Raw genomic sequence first — 17,335 nt, 5'->3', positions numbered from 1 at the left:
CTTTACCGAAAAGGCTTTCAATATCTTGTAGGCACTTAGATTTTAGTTTCTCGCTTATAGAATAGCGTTTGGAGCCTTTGAAAGTAGTTTCAGAAATAATTGCAACCCTTACTCATACTTAGCAAATAGCTTTTCCATCACTCCTACTTGTAAAAAAGCAAGAAGTCCAAAACCAAAGAGAATAAAAGCTGATCCTCCCAATAGAAGGGTAAAGGCTGATAGATATAGAATCATCAAAATCAAAAAGATAATTGCGATCATCAAGATAAACCAAGGAGCATTAAAACTAGCCAACATCAATCCTTTTTGGAGAATTTCTTTCCAAGATAGGTCATAGCGCGCAGCGATTGGATAGCTAGCCAACATCACAATAGTAAGAAAAATCAGAATACCTAGACAAATAGCTTTCACCAATTGGAAGGGCAGAGCTGTTTGACCCCAGAAAAGATATAGATCTGAAAGAGTTAGAAATACAATTCCTAATTCTAACATCCCCAACTGAAAACCTAGTTTCAGATTTTGCCTGAAAACTCTTAGATAGGTTCTAAAAACTGGAACACGTCTGCTCTTCTTAACTTCGAACATGGTCTCGTAGAGGCTGATTTTAGCCACTCCAATCGTTACGATTGGCAAACAAGTTACTACAAAGAGAAGATTGACTGTTACAATATCTAAAACCTTCTCACTAATTCGCATGAGAAAGTTGTCTGTATCAAATGCTGCCTTGATGAGACTTCTTCCTTTTTGTGACATCTTTGCTCCCCCATCATTTTTCTTTGTAAACTATTTTCTTTTTTATCAGTAAAGCTTTCATAAGTCCCTACCATGAACAAAGCTATTTTTTCTTTTTTCTTTTGGACTTTTTTCTATTTTTATCTATGGACATATAATCTATATATATCCCGGACAGCGAAGCAATTAAAATAGTACTCCAAGTATGCTCATTAAATCCATCTAGCCCTCCACGGACTATCATTGCAAGCACTGTCCAAGCTAACATATTCAATAAAAAAATACAAAGTGCTTTCATTCTCTCGTTTTAAAAGTTTATACAACCATATACATCAACTAGATTCACAGCTATTTGTAAAATCCTTCCATAAATCTTGGTCAGTAATCCTACTCTTGCTCCCGCAGCCATAAAGACTTTGCTGAACTTCAATCCTGCCATACCAATAGCATTTCTGAATAAAGATACTGACAATAAGACCTCATTTCTCTACCTCAAAAAGACCAATTTCATGGTAGATTATTGTCAAAGATTTACAAAAAGACAATTCATCCTATTTTTAATCAATCAAAATTTTAAAGAGATATTTGCGAACTTGATCTTCCATACCTGCATAACCATTTGGTTGATGTGGCTCTCCTGGGAAGAAAATCGCAAAATTGTGATAACCCAACAAGAGTGGGTAGTGTTCATGACAATGAACAAAGCCAATATCACTCGCTTCGTCGAATGCTACTGCTTCATCTTTGATACGTGAACCGTAGCTAGAATATTCATGCCCTTCTACCAACAAATGCAAGTCTGCATAGTTCTTGTGATGTTCAAACTGGTCATTTTCAGCTTTATTTAGGACATTTTCTTGAACAACTAGAAAGACCTTGTCACCATCAATATCATATTTTCCTAACTCGAATGAATCTTTACGATGTTCATAAAGATAATCAATTGCCTTGTCAAGATTGGGATGAATTCCTTTGTAAAAGGTGATATTTTTCAAATCGTCAAAAATCATACTCTTTCCTTCGTTTCTGATAGTTAACTAAAACCATTCTTAAGTTGATAAGTGTCTGACAAAACTTCATAAAGTAACTGCATACCCTCCATTTTGTAGACACTTATAACCTCTATATTCTTTTGATCTATAAAATATACTTCTTTAGCTTAATAGATTGATTTTCCTGTACTCAATGAAAATTGAAGAACAAACTAGGATGCTAACCGCAGGCAATACTTAAGTATGGCAAGGTGACGCTGACGTAGTTTGAATTCGATTTTCGCAGAGTATTATCCTTTGACCGCTCCCATAGTAATCCCCTGTGTGAAGGATTTTTGGAAGACTAGGAAGACTGTTACGATTGGAACAGCAGCAAGGGCAGCTCCTGCCATGATCAAACCATAGTTGGTTGCCATTTCAGCCTGCATGGTCGCAACCCCAAGTGAAATAGTCAAATTGTTACGTGAAGTCAACATTACCAACTGCATGAAGTAGTCGTTCCAAGTATTGATGAAGGTAAAGATTGCAAGAGCCGCAAATCCTGGTTTCACAATTGGGAAGGCTACGCTCCAGAAGGTACGAATCTCACCACAACCGTCAATCTTAGCTGATTCGAGCAACTCTGTAGGGATATTTTCGCTGAATTGTTTCATAAGGAAGACACCAAATGGCCATCCAATCAAAGGCAAAATAACTGCCCAAAGAGTGTCATGAATTCCCATGAAGTTGACGATACGTACCAATGGTACAAGGACAACTTGTTTTGGAAGCGCCATAGCAGCGATGAAGATAGCGAAGAGAATGCGTTGACCATAGAAACGTTTTTTAGCCAATACATAACCTGCTAGAGATGAGGTTGCACAAACTAAGAACATGGTTACCAATGAGATAAATACTGAGTTCCACATCCATTGCAAGGCAGGGTTCTGCACCATAAGTTGTTGGAAGTTTTCCATGGTTGGCATTTTAGGGAACCATTGTGGCGGAATCATAATGGTATCAGGTTGTGATTTGAATGCCCCTGTCAAAATCCAGTAGAATGGAAAGATGAACAGCACAGTCAACAAGAGCAAAATGATTGTTGAAATAACAGTAAAGGCTGTTAATGGTTTTTTTTCTGTAGATTGCATAGCTGTCTCCTTTCTTTAGTATTCTACGTCGTTTCCGAGCGCCTTAAATTGAACAAAGCTTACGATCGCAATCATGACTGCCAAGAAGACACCGATGGTGTTGGCATATCCGTATTCTGTCAATTGGAAGGCTTTTTCGTACAGGTAGTACATTAAGGTACTTGTAGAGTAGTTTGGCCCACCAGATGTCAACAATTGAATCAAGGCGAAAACTTGGAAGGAGTTGATTGTCGTGATGATTGCGATATAAAGAGTTGTTGGAAGAAGGCTTGGCCATTTAATCTTCCAGAAAACTTGAAATTCAGTTGCACCGTCAACACGAGCTGCTTCAACCAATGAATTGTCAATATTCCCCATAGCTGCGATGTAGAGGATAATCGGTTGACCAACAGACGTTGTCAAGAGGATAATCATAATCGCCAGCAATGCCCAGTGCTTGTCGCCCAGCCATGAAATATTTTGAGTGATGATATGACTAGATTTCAAAACAAAGTTTAAGATACCTGATAGCGGATCATAAATCCATTTCCATACAACCGTTACGGCAACACTACCTGTTACAACTGGAAGGAAGAAGACGAAACGGTAAAAAGATCTGGCAATAGCATTTTGATGGTAGGTCTGTGACGCTACAAAGAGCGAAAAGAGAACAACAATCGGTACAGAGCCAACAACCAAAATAACTGTGTTAATCAGAGATTTTGTAAAGACAGGATCTTTAAACATACGGACATAGTTATCTAAGCCCACAAATTCAAAACTAGTCATAGAGTAGTTAAAGAAACTTGTGATGAAGCCCATAATCATTGGTACTAAAACAAAGATAATAAAGAAGAACAACACTGGTGCTAGGAAAGCATAGGAAATCACTGTTTCCCTCATACGGATTTTATTGACTTTCACAGTAGGCACCTCTCTTTCAAATAGAATATTTTTTGACTTTCTTGAACTGTTTTAAAATCAAAATGAAATTTTTTATGATTCGCTTATGTAAGAACTTCATTTTAATTTCGTGACAATTTCTTACATTTTAAACAAAAGCCCCCCTTTTCTTACACTATCTGTGTAGAGGGAAAAGGGGGTATACACTCTTAGGTTCTTTAAAAAACTACTTTTTATAGAATAACTAAGGACTATTGTTTCATAGCTTTTTTAATTGTTTCGTTCGCTTTTTCAGTGAAGGCTTTCAAAGCGTCCGCTGGTTTTTCGTCACCATTTGATACAGATTGCAACATTGGGAACCAAAGTGTTCTCATTTCAGCAAATCCATCAATAGTGTTGTAGTATGGTGAGTAGTATTGAGTCCAGCTGCTGATTGTTTCCATGCGTTTGTCATCATAAAGTTTGCCAAATGATGTACGAACTGGGAAGGCACCTGTACGAACAACGTCTTTTGGACCCCATTCTTTGTCATCCGCGATAAATTGAACGAATTTCTTAGATGCTGCAACTTTCTTGTCGTCTTTATTGTTGAATACTGCAAATCCGTTTACAAGGTATTCAAGAGCTGGTTTACCTTCGTCTGATGGGAATGGTACTTCTACCACTTCTACCTTACTTGCTTCTAAAAGTTTAGCTTGGATACCATTTTGAGCTGGTGCCCAAAGGATTGTGTAAGATGTTTGACCGTTGGCAAAGTTTTGGATATCTGCCCCACCGTCAAATTGTGAACCATTATTGAGCAAATTGTCTTTAATCCAGCTAGTTGCTTTTTCAAGACCTTTGACGAATTTAGGATCATCAGTTGTATATTTGCTAACTTTTTCATCTGTTACAGAACCACTATAAAGGTTAGAGATAAAGGCACGTGTTCCTTGGTCTCCCCCTTGACCAGAACTGAACAATGAACCTGGTGTGTAACCCTTGTCTTTGAGTGCTTTCAATACTTTTTCAAAATCATCAGTTGTCCAACCTTCTTTTACAAGGTTTGCCACTCCAGCATCTTCTAACATTTTCTTGTTCATTGCCATGTAGAATGGAGCAGAACTAATTGGATACATGTAAGCCTTGTCTCCAGCTTTACTTGCTTGTACGATGTTTTCATTGTTGACATCTTTAACAAATTCATCTGTGAAAAGATCGTTCAACTCAGCCAATTTACCGTTTTTACCGTATTGGATGATACGTCCTGGTGCATCAAAGAGTACGTCTGGAGCTGTTCCAGCTTCGATAGCTGTTGTGATTTTTTCAGGACCTGACTTGAAGTCGATGGTTTCCAATTTCACTTTTACATCTGGATTGGCTTTTTCAAAAGCTTCGATGATTGATTTTTCATAAGTTCCAACACCGTCACCAGTTTTTTCTTGGGTAAATACTGGGAATGCCCACCAAGTGATTTCTGTTTTGGCACTGTCACCACCTGATTTGCCAGCATCTTTACTTCCGCCAGAATTGCCACAAGCAGCAAGACCAAGAACCGCAGCACTCGCAAGTACTGTACAAGCTAATTTTCTAAATTTCATCTGTATTCTCCTATGTAATAAGCGTATCCAACTTGGATAATGAGTTCTTTATTTCTTGTATGCGATTTCATTCCATCCTACTCATCCACCACTCTCCTCTGTTTTAAGATTGTGTTATTTGAGACCAGCAACAAAGCGTTCTGTAATCTCTTTTGGTCTAGTAATAGCGCCACCAACAACGATACCTCGCACTCCATATTCAAGGATTTGTTTGGCTTGTTCTGGTGTATGAATTTTCCCTTCTGCAATGACATCTACACCGGCATCGCAGAGTTTTTTGATGAGTTCAAAATCTGGGCCGTCTACTTTTGGACTGTAGGATGTGTAGCCTGATAAGGTTGTTCCGACAAAGTCAATTCCTGCTTCGACCGCTGCCAATCCTTCTTCAAAAGTACTGGTGTCCGCCATCAAGAGCTGGTTAGGATATTTCTCCTTGACCTGACGAATGAACTCTTGAATTTCCAAACCATCGTAGCGTTCACGCTTGGTACAATCCAGAGCAATCACCTCGATGTCCAGTTCTGCCAATTCATCAACTTCTTTCATAGTAGCCGTGATGAAGGGTTCTTGTGGCGGATAATCTCGTTTGATTATCCCAATAATCGGAAGTTTGGTGACTTCCTTAATTTCCTTGATATCGCGAACACTATTGGCTCGGATACCGACTGCTCCACCTTGCTCAGCCGCTTTGACCAGCAAGGGAATCACCCCTCCCGCTTCTGTATAAAGCGGTTCATGAGGAAGAGCCTGACAAGAAACGATGATTCCATCTTTGATTTGCTCAATCAAGGCTTCTTTGCTAATCTGTGGCATCCTCTTTCCTCCTTTTCCTTTTTCTTTGTTTCTATGAGATTATTATACCTCAAAAATAAAACGTTTTCAAGAGTTTGTAGTATAATAGATTTCAGTTTCAAAAACTAGCCAAGTCAAACAGCTCCTCTAAAAGTACTTTCAGAGGAGCAAGTTGGCCTATAATAGGAGAATACCAAAATTTATTTTACAATTTCTGACAATTTTACTTTGCGATCTTCAAACATAGACTGGGTACAAGCATCTGCAGTAGCAATTGCTTCTAGAGCAGCTTCACCTGTCAATAGTTTTGCAAATTCTTCTGATACTGGAGCTCCTTGCATAATCTCATGCAGACAGCGCATTTCTTTATCAATGACAGATGATAGCCATAATGGAGTACGTTTACCTGGTTTACCATAAGCAATTGCTCCGTCCATCTCTGTACTATGATAGATACGAGTACGATCATCATCTTCTTCTTGAGATTCGTGAATCAAGAAATAGCTTTCTTGTCCATCTAGCTTAAGAGTTCCTTTACAGTTGAATAAGTCTAAGCGGATAGCACCTTTCGTTCCTTGGATTAAGACATAATGTTCACCCCAACGATAAGCTGAACCCCATTCTAACAAGGCAAAACGCTTATTAGAAAATTCCATATTGACAAAAATCATATCATCTTCATCACCGAAATGTTCACCTTCATGGGCTACATTTCCACCTGTCATAGTTACAGTTTCAGGCATGCCACCCATAAGGAATTGAACACAATCCAACTCATGGATGTGGTGATACAAGTGACCACCTGATTTTTCACGAATTTTTTTCCATGATACGGACGGTTGTTGTTCTTCCCAACCATTACGAGCAGTGTGACAATATAGAACGTCTCCAATCACTCCTTGATTAATGAGTTCTTTTGCGTGATGAACACCATTAAAGAAATTCATAATATGTCCTGCCATAAAGGTTACATTGTTTTCTTTACACGCATCTACCATCTCGCGACAATCTTGATAAGAAAGCGCAATTGGTTTTTCACAGAAAACATTTTTACCATGTTGTGCAGCCTTAATAACCGGTTCCTTATGAAGATTATTTGGAGTTGCGACGATAACACAATCTACTTCATCGCTAGAAACCAACTCATCTAGGGAGCTTGCTACTTTTGCTCCCAATTCTTCTGCAATTGCCTCTGCATTATCTGGATCATAGAGAAGAGTAATCTCTGCTCCATCATTCTTTTGCATATAGCGAGCCAATTCAGCTCCAAAATATCCTGTTCCAACAACACCGTATTTAACCATGTTTTTTCTCCTTTATTATTGAATAAACTTTCTAATTTTAACTTATACTCTTCGAAAATCTCTTCAAACCGCGTCAACGTCGCTTCATCTACAGCCTCAAAAACGTGTTTTGAGCTGACTTCGTCAGTTTTATCTGCAACCTCAAAGCTGTACTTTGAGCAACCTGCGGCTAGTTTCCTAGTTTGCTCTTTGATTTTCATTGAGTATTACTTCACAGATCCTTCTGACAATCCACTTGCAATCTTATTTTGGATAATTGAGAAGAAAATGATTGATGGAAGAACTACAATAACAGATGCAGCCATCATATCTCCCCAGTCTAAAATTTCTGAACCGTTAAGTGATCGAAGGGCTACTGCTACTGTCATCTTTCCTGTATTGTTAATCAAAATCAAAGCATACAGGAATTCATTCCAAGCATTGATAAATGTATAAATAGCTGTTGCTACAATACCTGGTGCTACAATCGGTAGCACAACTTTATAAAAAGTAACAAATTTATTTGCACCATCAATTCGAGCTGCTTCTTCAATTCCAATTGGAACTGTTTGGAAAAATCCAACTAAGAGCCAAACTGCATATGGAACACTAAAAGATAGATAAACCATCATCAAGCCAAATAAACTATTTGTTAACCCAACTTTAGCAATGGCAATTGAATAGGGAATTGCTAACAGAATTGGTGGGAAAATGTAGGTAATGACGAGTAATCTTGACATGATTGCTCCCAATTTAGGGAAGAATCGAACAATACCATAGGCTGCCATAGCAGAAATAATAATCGCAATAACGGTTGTAGCTAAGGCAATGATTAAACTGTTTCGAATGTTATCAATAAAGTGCAAATCGTTGATAACATGAGTGAAATAATCTAATGTAAATTGTTCAGGCCAAAATCGTGTTGGATACTGAGTTAATTCCCCTTTACCCTTGACAGAAGATATGATAATCCATACCAATGGGAAAATTGCAACAATAGTCGCACCAATCAAGAGTACATGTGAGAGAACATCTAAATAAATACCGGATTTCTTCTTCATTATTTTCTACCCTCCTTTTCCCACTTACTGATGATAGCAAAGTAGATAAAGCAAATCGCCACCAAGAAGATAAAGAGCAATACTGTAACTGCTGAGGCACGACCCAATAATTTAGTTCCCCAACCTAGGTTGTAAGCAAAAATTGGGAGCGTCGTTGTAGCATTGGCTGGTCCACCACCAGTAATGAGGTAGATAATGTCAAAGTTATTAAAGATCCATACAGTTCTCAAAACAACTAGAAGTCCTACAACCACTTTAATATGTGGAAAGACGATAAACTTGAACACCTGCCAACTTGAAGCACCATCTATCTTAGCAGCCTCAAATTGTTCTTCTGGTACTGTCTGCAATGCCGAAAGCACATTGACCATAATCATCGGCGCTCCAAACCAAATGTTGATAAACACCAAACATAGAAATGCCCATGTACTATCTGTCAAAAATGCAGGTGTATGTTCCATTAAACCTAATTTTACGATTAGATTAGGTAAGTAGCCATAAACCCCGTTTAGAATCCACTGCCAAGAAAAGGCAATAACGATGGTAGGAAATGCCCAAGGAACAATCAATAAGGTCCTATATAATTTCTTGAAGTGGCGTACTCTGTGAAGAGCTAAAGCCAATACAAACCCTACTAAAACTTGACCAACTAATGAGAAAACGGTCCACTTAATTGAATTAAAGAACGCATTAAAGAAGTTGGGATCTGATAGCACAGCTTTATAGTTAGCTAAACCAACAAATTTGTAATTGGGCATAATCAAATGCTTATTGGTAAAGCTATAAAAAATACTCGAGAAAAACGGATAAACAAAGAGTAATCCTACGATAATCATAGCTGGCAAAACAAATATCCAGCGAGTTAAATTACGTTCTTTAACCATTCTCCTTCTCCCTTCTTTTACAAGATTGGGCTAGGGCTTTTCAGCTCACTAGCCCACCTATTTTCTAGTCTTTTACATCTACTGAACAGCCTCAAATAAATCGTTTAATTGTTTTTCTGCTTCTTTTGCTGCTTTCATAGGATCTGTTCCATTTGTAATGATATCTTGGAACATTTGTTCAATAATGTGTTGGTTAGTCAACATACCAGCTTGTACACTTGGTCCATTTTCATAACCAATAGCAGTACCTTTTTTAACAGCTTCAGTAATTACTTCTTCAGCATGTTTAAATTTCTTACGAGTTTCATTTTCTTTATAGGCTGCAGAATCGCTAATCCCCTTAATAGTTGGCAACATACCTACTGGAGTTGAATCAAGGAATTTAACGTAGTCTTCTTCATTATAAAGTGATTCTAAGAATGCTTTAGCAACTTCTGGATGTTTTGAATTTTTCCAAACAACCATTGGAATGTTTGAGGTCTCAATTCCTTGGTCTTTATCAGATTCTTTGATTTTTGGAATAGGATAAGCATCAATCGAATCAATCAGTTGAGGACTGTTGGCATTGATGCCTCCAATATGGAAGCCAGAGTTAAAGTCAAATGCTGTTTTTCCTTGATAGAACAAGGTAGCTTGTTGAAGGACATTAAAGTTCAAAGAATCTTGAGGTGAAATTTCTTTATACATTTTAACCCAGTATTTAATACCATCTTGAGCAAGTTGACTTGTCAAATCTGCTTTAAGATCTTTTGTTAAGAGGCTTCCTCCACCACTACGTACGTAGAAGTTCAAGAAGCGTGTTGCCATTAAGTCATTTGTTCCGAACGGAACAGACAAGCCATAAACTCCAGCTTCTTTCAATTTTTTAGAAGCTTCATAGAGTTGATCCCAAGTTTTAGGAACCTCAATATTATGTTCTTTTAACAAATCTGTTCTAACCCACATAACTTGTGCATGTGAATAAAGAGGAACAGAGTAGTAATCATCTCCGATTTTTGCTTCATTTAAGGCAGTTTCGTTAAATTTATCCTGTCCAATACGCTTGATAGAATCATTTAGCGGAACCAAAGCATCTGAGTTGACCATTTCCATTACTTGGTTAGGAAGAGCTGTACTGATATCTGGCACATTCCCATTTGCTAAACCTGTAGTCCATTTAGTATAGAAGTCATTCCAAGAGAATGTTTCAATCTTGATTTTCGTTTTTGGATGCTTTTGCATGAAAGCATCTGCTGATTTTTGAATACTTTCTAAACGCGGTCCTTGAGTAAAGGAGTGCCACATTGTAATCTCACCAGATAATTCTGTCGGTGGTTCAGTACTAGTTGTAACTTCTTTTTTTCCTGAACAAGCTACCAAGGCAACGGCTGCTAGCGCAACTCCAGCTAGACATAAAAATTTTCTCATTTTTTTCATCGTTCTTCCCTTTCTACATTAAAAAATCGCAACTTTAAAGACAACTTTTTTCACAGGTTCATCATTTATACGAACCTTGGGTTGATGTAAATCTTCTGGAAAAGTGATGAGACATTCGCCAGCTCTCAACTGAACCAACTGTTCCACTTTCCCTGTGTATAATTCAATATCCTTCTCTTCATCATACTCTTGGGTAACGCTTACATTTTCTGGCGACGTAACAGCCATGGCTTCTTCGTTTTCCAAAACTAAATGAATATCCAAATATTTTTGGTGAGTTTCAAAGAAGGCTCCTGCTTGACCGTCTGCTAGATAAGTAAAGCAATTCCCAAACAATCGATTACCATCGATAGCAATCGGACCTTCTGTTAAATTTTCTAGTCCTGTTTTTTCTAGAAAATCTATCAATGTTGCAAAATGTGGATTTACTCCCACATAAGTTCCTAAACGGCTAATTTTTGTAATAATCATCTCTTTTTAACCTCCTTTCTCAATCTATTTTTCCTATCCAAGTTCCCCATTCTTCTGTCTAGCATTTTCTACTAGAAGGACATAAAAACACTACTCTCTAGCCTATACTCTTTGAAAATCTCTTCAAACCACAGTCGCTTCACCTTGGATTATATAGGTCAGTCTTATCTACAACCTCAAAGCGGTGTTTTGGGCAATCTGCTACTAGCTTGCTAGTTTCCTCTTTGATTTTCATTCAGTATCTCCTCAATCTTCACAAGGAGGTCTGATTTTTCTAGCGACAAACAGAATAAATAAGTTAGTTCAATTAGCTACCTTCCTTATAGATGAAATTGATATTCATGAAGGAAGTCGCCCTTTATTTTTTGCAAAAGATACTAGTATGAATCTATTTGGGGAATTGAATTTATAAGCTGCTCACTTATACTCTTCGAAAATCAAATTCAAACTGCGTCAACGTCGCCTTGCCGTACTCAAGTACAGCCTGCGGCTAGTTTCCTAGTTTGCTCTTTGATTTTCATTGAGTATTAGTTTTTCTAAAATAATTCTAATCTATTATTCTAGCACTAATAGACTCTTTGGCTAAATCTCCTTTCTACATCTCGTTTCACCAAGAACTTTTAAGAGAGAAATACTCTAAATTAGTTTTGTTACCGTTTTCAATTAGAGTATACTTTTTTTTTTTAGTATTTCAAGCCTTTTTCTAATTTGGAATTTAGTTTCAAATCTTTTTAACTATATCAACTACATTAAAAGTACTTTCAAAAATAAGTAGATTTCTTGCAAGACCTGTTTCGAGTGGACAAGATAAAAAAACAAGAAAGTCAATTTTAGGAGAAAACAAGGTTAATAGTCGCATGATATAATGCAATGATGTAAAAATCGAATAAATTGATTGGAAAATTCAAACTAATTTCTAACAATGATTTAAGAATTGTAGTGTCCTAATATAGATTCAATGCACTATAAAACGCATAGTATCAAGCTTGTTCAATACCTGATACTATGCGTGTTTGTGTTTTTTAAGATTTTGTGCCTAGAGTTTTTTAATTCCAAGAATGCCATCTTAACCAGATGGTTTTCTTGTCTATTATTGCTGATCTTACAACAACGCCTCAAACTCAGATACTGACATACCCAACTGCTGACTGGCAACCTCGGAAGTCAGAAGTCCTTGGCGAACCATATCCAGAAAGGCAAAAAGTTTTCCACGTTCAAGTCCTTCTGCCCGACCTCTCTCCAACCCTTTTTCTTCAGCTTGTTCCAAGGCATAGTCCTGTGCTAACAAGGCTTGTTCTTCTCGCATACGTAGTTGACTAAACATTTTCCTGTCCTCCTCGGACCAGCTCTTGTAGTCCAGCAGTTGATCTGCTTGGCTGATGGCTCGCTCGGGGCGCTGGGTAAAGGGTTTGTTCCCAAAAAACTCCAACCACGGTTTGCGAATGCTATCTTTGCTGGTTTCTCTGTATTTTTTTAATTCCAAGAATGCCATCTTGACTAGATGGTTTGCTTGACCGTTATTTGTGATGGTTAAGACCTCACCTGTCGTATCCTCGCGCATGCTAAAGCTATGAAAAGCTAAGTCATCTTGAAAATAATTACTGTCCACGATAGCGATAGCGTATACTGGTGCGATATGCTTGTAACTCTGGTGGGTATCACCTTCTCGTTGACGAATTTTTTCGAGATTTTGATTGACCTGACTACACAAGTAAGCCCACAGGCGATTGATGAAAAAATTCTGATGATGTACCTGAATCTCAATAATAACTTGTGTCCCATTGTCTAACTCTGCCAAGACGTCTATACTGGTATAGAAATCCTGTGCCGAGTAGGGTAGGGAAGGCAAAACGTGAATATTGCTTCCCTCTAAAATGGTTACATTTTTGGCTGGCAAGTCCAGCATATCGCGAATAAATTGACAAGTGATTTCTGGGTTGCTGAAAATTTTCTTAGCAACCAAGTCATTGGTCGGGCTAATGCCCGGATGTCTTAGAATCATCCTTTTCCTCCTTCTATTATAGCACATTTTTAATCTAGGTTTGCTAGATTTGGTGCTCCTATCTATTTATTCGGAAAAGAAAGATAAAAGAAGTGAGAAAGTTAAAAACTATTACCCCTAATCACTTTCAAAGAGATGAATTTTACTCATATTATTTATTAAAGACTATATTTTACAAAAAAGATTACAAAATCAACCATTTTAGAAAATCCTTACCACTTCCTAGACTATTAATTCTAATGTTTTTTTATACTACTAGCTTGCTCGTCAATATGCCATAAAGCAAGTTCAGTTGATCCATTCCCCGTACTCGTTCACTCTATAGCCGTCTGGTGTTAGCGATACGAAATTTTCCTAAACCTTTTAAATATAAAAAACATCTTTTTCCTCACTTTAGTTTCTAATACTTATTTATCCAGATATAATAGCTTACAATCTTTTAAAATCTTCAAATAAGTTATGATTGTTCCATACTCTTCAAACCATGTCAGCCTTGTCGTGCCGTATGTATATGTTACTGACTTCGTCAGTTCTATCTGCAACCTCAAAACGGTGTTTTGAGCTGACTTCGTCAGTTCTATCTACAACCTCAAAACGGTATTTTGAGCAGGCTACGGTTAGCTTCCTAATTTGCTCTTTGATTTTTTGAGTATAAGGACATGTTGGATTCTATGTGCTGTATTGTCAACAATACACTCTTCTTCCTGTATATCTACCAACATGATTTACAGAATTTTATTTTACTATAATTTTACCTATATTCCAAGACAGAAATAAAATAATCAAGAACAAAAACGCATATAACCAATAACTAGCTATATGCATTTTAACACTTAAAGCGAACTGTTAAGTTGCGACTAGTGGTATCCAGTCCTAAGTAAGTCGGAAATATACAGTTTATTTACGACTAGCAAGGCATTTACCCGGCAATAAGAGCTCATCTAAATTGACTTTTTCTTAAAGTAGAAATTTCTACGAAAACTATCTAAATAAACTTTTTATCTCTATGACGGACAAAACATGTCTCAGTTATTCATCAACATCCAAGGTTCTAGTAGTTGACCCACTCCCCATTGGAGTTAACTTTATAACCATCCACTATGGTATTAACAGCTAATCTTCCGCTTTCATTGACATAGTACCATTTGTCTCCAACTTGGAACCATTGATTTACCTTCATTGCACCAGATGATTCCTGATAGTACCAATGGTCTCCATCTTTTATCCAACCAGTTGCCATTGAACCATTAGCATTGAGATAGTACCACACACCGCTGGATTCAACCCAGCCAGTAGACATTGCTCCACTCTCACTCAAATAATACCATTGGTTACCATCTTTCACCCAACCAGTTGCCATCGCACCAGTAGAACTCAAGTAGTACCATTTACCCGCTTCCTGAAGCCAGCCTTTCACCACTTCACCAGCAGATGTATAAAAATACCACGCACCATTTTCTTGCTTCCAACCAGTCGTTACTGGAACTTTAATCTCAGTTTTAAGAGGAGTTAAAGTAACATCTCCTACATAAGATTGGAGATAACGAGGAGCAAGAGAAGTAAGAGGAGAGTTTGCTACCATTCTGCCTGAAGGCTCCATAGACACTTGATTCTTCTCTGACTTCCTTTCTGTCATCTCCTCAGATACATCTTCTCTTACTGTATTCATGGTCTCGACAGGATTTTCTTTCGTATCTTCAGGAATTCTACTACCAGCTAGTGTAACTGGTAAATCATGCATACTGTCAATTCTACCGGCCAGTAGACCTGTAATTTCTTGACCTGCATCTTCTTTATTAAAGGTGAAAAGTAGAGTTTTTTGATCTGCCTGGGTCAAGAAGGTAGCTTTGTGTCCATTCGCTAAAGTCAAAGTCGGAATAGAATTCACTAGTACCTCAGAATCAAATTGCATAGCTAAGATGCCTTGTTCTGCATCCTCTTCTTCTGTTTCCAATTTACGAACTTCCCTGATAGTTACACTCGTTGGATATACCGGATCTTTTGTTAAAAATTCCCAGTTAAATTTTCTAAATGATAGGGTATAGGCATTCTGTCCTTTTTCAGTATGTTCATACAAGATACCATACTCACCATTTCCTAATTCTTGAAGCGAATTATAGGCAAACTCTCCTTTTTGAATTGGTCTATGATGTAACCAAGTCAAGTCTCCGTTGTCCTCTACACGAGCCAAATGAGCCATTCCATTCGTCCGTTTAGGTCCTCCTGAATTGGTTAAAATGATGTATTCTTTTCCTTCGTGCATGGTGTGAATAGCAGCCATTTGGACATAAACATCTTTAACCTGATTGTATCTCTTGATTTCTTTGTCCCAAGTTTGCCCACCATCTTTACTTGTGTCAACCTGTAAATCACCCGTTAATCCTCTCATAAAGAGTTTCACATCACCATTATTTAACTGTACAGCAACTGACTCTGTATTTTGGGCAGGACTATTATTCATAGTTGAGGAATGAATTTTCCTTCCGCCTACTGTCCTATCATCATTGACAGCAGCTCCAGCCTGCCATGTTTCTCCATGGTCATCTGAATAAATCAAACGAGAAGACTGGGATCCGCTTAGATGGGAGATAGCATTGGTGGTATAAGTAGGAACTAAGATACGACCCTTGTGCTCTCCTGTTCTAAGCACAATTCCTGTACCTGGACCTGTTCCTAAAAATTTCATCCAATCTTGGCGAATTGATGGTGTAATATCTCTTGGTTGCGACCAAGTTTTCCCATCATCATCACTATAGGAAAGCCATAAATAACTAGTGTAGGCTACACGAAATGGATTTTTAGCAGACTGAGCAAAGTAAATATTCCCAAGAAGCACTTCTCCTTTATAGAGGTCGCCCTTATCTCTGTAGGCTTCTTCTTTTGGATCCACTACAACGCGATAATCTGTTTTTTGATTATTTGCATCATATACTTCTCCGTTTTCTCGAACAGTATATGCTTGATTTTCCCCTTGTTTATATAGTAATTGATAGTGCTTATCTCCAACTTGTTGATAAGCTTTTTGAGGTTTGTTTGGCATTCCAAATACCGCCCGCCCTTCTGGGAACATATCATAGATTGAAAAAATTCTCTTTGTGGTAGGATCTTGAACCAAGACCATATCGATATTAAGTGGAGATGGTGCCTGTGGATCTTTTGCTTCTGGATTGTCTCGCAGATTGGTCAAGGTTAAGGTTGGCTGCCAAGTAGTTCCCCCATCCTCACTTCTCCTAACGACCATAGCAATATCTCCCCAATCAGAATGGTGGAGACGACGCTGATCTGCTCCTGCTAGTAATGTTCCTTTATCCGTACGTAGCAAAGCTGGAATCCGATAACTCTTAATTCCTTCACTATTTGGCTTATCATTGACACCACTCATAAACAACTCTTGCTTTTCTGTCAAGACTGCCCCTTCAGGAAGTGACGGTTCAATATCTGTTACATCAAATAACTGGCTACGTTTTTTGACTTCCTCTGGAGTTAGAGCACGATTGTATACAGTCAGATTACGAATAGAAAGATTTGAGCCCCACTTCAGTTCTCCTGCTCTATTAGTTGCACCTAACTGGAGTTTATCCACATCTGGCATGTCTGCCAGGAATTTTCCTGACTTTTTATTCGTACGAGATAATACACCATTCACATAAAGACGAACCTGACCATTTGGACTATCCTTTCTTGGTCTTTCAACAGTAAAAGTAACCGAATTATACTTGCCTGGTCTAATCTTCAAAGGCGCATCTGTATAACTTCCATAAAATTGACTACCATCAGCTCCACGTCCCTCTATCAAAGCTGTCCCATTATTGATTGCCATTGTAAAGTATTCATTTATTTTAGTTGTACTGGAAGCAGAAAAGAGATTGTAAAAACTAGGACTATCAGCAGCCGGTTTGAACTCCACATGAACAGTTGCATTTTGGAGTCCCTTTACTTTCTCTAATTCATCAGACAAGTCTACTCTTTTTCCATTTGAATCATTCGTCTCTAAGTCATCTTTTTCTATCACTGTTTCGACATTTTCCAAATCTCGTGCATAGTAATCTCTTGGAATTTTTTCTTCTTGCTTATCTTCCCTTTCTTGTTCTTGCTCATTGCCAGAAAGTT

The 17,335-nt window shown here is 37.9% G+C and carries 16 protein-coding genes; all 16 read right to left on the bottom strand.

The features are described 5' to 3' along the window. Nucleotides 1–108: 108 nt before the first annotated feature. The 16 genes from OVN23_RS05575 to OVN23_RS05500 all read right to left on the bottom strand — a co-directional run bounded on the left by OVN23_RS05575 (nucleotide 109) and on the right by OVN23_RS05500 (nucleotide 17,255). A complete protein-coding gene (locus OVN23_RS05575; protein ID WP_173228769.1) occupies nucleotides 109–753 on the bottom strand; it encodes a YesL family protein in 645 nt (214 codons plus the stop codon). Nucleotides 754–835: 82 nt separating this feature from the next. Further along, nucleotides 836–1,030, bottom strand: coding sequence for a hypothetical protein (locus tag OVN23_RS05570; protein ID WP_025169385.1), 195 nt, complete (start codon nucleotides 1,028–1,030; stop codon nucleotides 836–838). A gap of 9 nt (nucleotides 1,031–1,039) precedes the next feature. After that, nucleotides 1,040–1,204: a hypothetical protein gene (locus OVN23_RS05565; protein WP_173228713.1), complete on the bottom strand. Its 165-nt coding sequence runs from the start codon at nucleotides 1,202–1,204 to the stop codon at nucleotides 1,040–1,042. An 85-nt stretch (nucleotides 1,205–1,289) separates the two neighbouring features. After that, nucleotides 1,290–1,742 carry a YhcH/YjgK/YiaL family protein gene (locus OVN23_RS05560; RefSeq protein WP_050222347.1) on the bottom strand — a complete coding sequence of 151 codons (453 nt, stop codon included), beginning with the start codon at nucleotides 1,740–1,742 and terminating at the stop codon, nucleotides 1,290–1,292. Nucleotides 1,743–2,014: 272 nt separating this feature from the next. Next, a complete protein-coding gene (locus tag OVN23_RS05555; protein WP_001192006.1) occupies nucleotides 2,015–2,854 on the bottom strand; it encodes a carbohydrate ABC transporter permease in 840 nt (279 codons plus the stop codon). A gap of 15 nt (nucleotides 2,855–2,869) precedes the next feature. Further along, a complete protein-coding gene (locus tag OVN23_RS05550) occupies nucleotides 2,870–3,736 on the bottom strand; it encodes a carbohydrate ABC transporter permease (RefSeq protein WP_162278974.1) in 867 nt (288 codons plus the stop codon). A gap of 251 nt (nucleotides 3,737–3,987) precedes the next feature. Next, nucleotides 3,988–5,316, bottom strand: a complete 1,329-nt coding sequence (locus OVN23_RS05545; RefSeq protein ID WP_267240781.1) for an ABC transporter substrate-binding protein — start codon at nucleotides 5,314–5,316, stop codon at nucleotides 3,988–3,990. 114 nt (nucleotides 5,317–5,430) lie between these two features. After that, nucleotides 5,431–6,129: an N-acetylmannosamine-6-phosphate 2-epimerase gene (locus OVN23_RS05540; RefSeq protein WP_001135655.1), complete on the bottom strand. Its 699-nt coding sequence runs from the start codon at nucleotides 6,127–6,129 to the stop codon at nucleotides 5,431–5,433. 179 nt (nucleotides 6,130–6,308) lie between these two features. Beyond that, on the bottom strand, nucleotides 6,309–7,355 hold the full coding sequence (locus tag OVN23_RS05535) for a Gfo/Idh/MocA family protein (protein ID WP_267240788.1): 1,047 nt from the start codon (nucleotides 7,353–7,355) through the stop codon (nucleotides 6,309–6,311). Further along, on the bottom strand, nucleotides 7,268–7,612 hold the full coding sequence (locus OVN23_RS05530; protein ID WP_250849836.1) for a hypothetical protein: 345 nt from the start codon (nucleotides 7,610–7,612) through the stop codon (nucleotides 7,268–7,270). The genes OVN23_RS05535 and OVN23_RS05530 overlap by 88 nt, the downstream gene beginning before the upstream one ends. Before the next feature lie 6 nt (nucleotides 7,613–7,618). Further along, nucleotides 7,619–8,452, bottom strand: coding sequence for a carbohydrate ABC transporter permease (locus tag OVN23_RS05525; protein WP_172925310.1), 834 nt, complete (start codon nucleotides 8,450–8,452; stop codon nucleotides 7,619–7,621). Continuing rightward, on the bottom strand, nucleotides 8,452–9,336 hold the full coding sequence (locus OVN23_RS05520; RefSeq protein ID WP_000237988.1) for a carbohydrate ABC transporter permease: 885 nt from the start codon (nucleotides 9,334–9,336) through the stop codon (nucleotides 8,452–8,454). Before OVN23_RS05520 ends, OVN23_RS05525 begins: the two co-directional genes overlap by 1 nt. 78 nt (nucleotides 9,337–9,414) lie before the next feature. After that, nucleotides 9,415–10,752: an ABC transporter substrate-binding protein gene (locus OVN23_RS05515; protein WP_267240780.1), complete on the bottom strand. Its 1,338-nt coding sequence runs from the start codon at nucleotides 10,750–10,752 to the stop codon at nucleotides 9,415–9,417. Nucleotides 10,753–10,770: 18 nt separating this feature from the next. Continuing rightward, nucleotides 10,771–11,223, bottom strand: coding sequence for a YhcH/YjgK/YiaL family protein (locus OVN23_RS05510; RefSeq protein ID WP_164227051.1), 453 nt, complete (start codon nucleotides 11,221–11,223; stop codon nucleotides 10,771–10,773). 1,102 nt (nucleotides 11,224–12,325) lie between these two features. Further along, on the bottom strand, nucleotides 12,326–13,225 hold the full coding sequence (locus OVN23_RS05505) for an Rpn family recombination-promoting nuclease/putative transposase (RefSeq protein ID WP_173218885.1): 900 nt from the start codon (nucleotides 13,223–13,225) through the stop codon (nucleotides 12,326–12,328). Nucleotides 13,226–14,276: 1,051 nt separating this feature from the next. Beyond that, nucleotides 14,277–17,255, bottom strand: coding sequence for a sialidase domain-containing protein (locus OVN23_RS05500; RefSeq protein ID WP_319946280.1), 2,979 nt, complete (start codon nucleotides 17,253–17,255; stop codon nucleotides 14,277–14,279). Nucleotides 17,256–17,335 lie beyond the last annotated feature (80 nt).

It is taken from the genome of Streptococcus sp. Marseille-Q6488 (assembly GCF_946902925.1).
In the GTDB taxonomy this organism is placed as follows: Bacteria; Bacillota; Bacilli; order Lactobacillales; family Streptococcaceae; genus Streptococcus.
The sequence above is the reverse complement of the archived record's forward strand: the minus strand, read 5'-3'. Positions and strand labels throughout refer to the sequence as shown.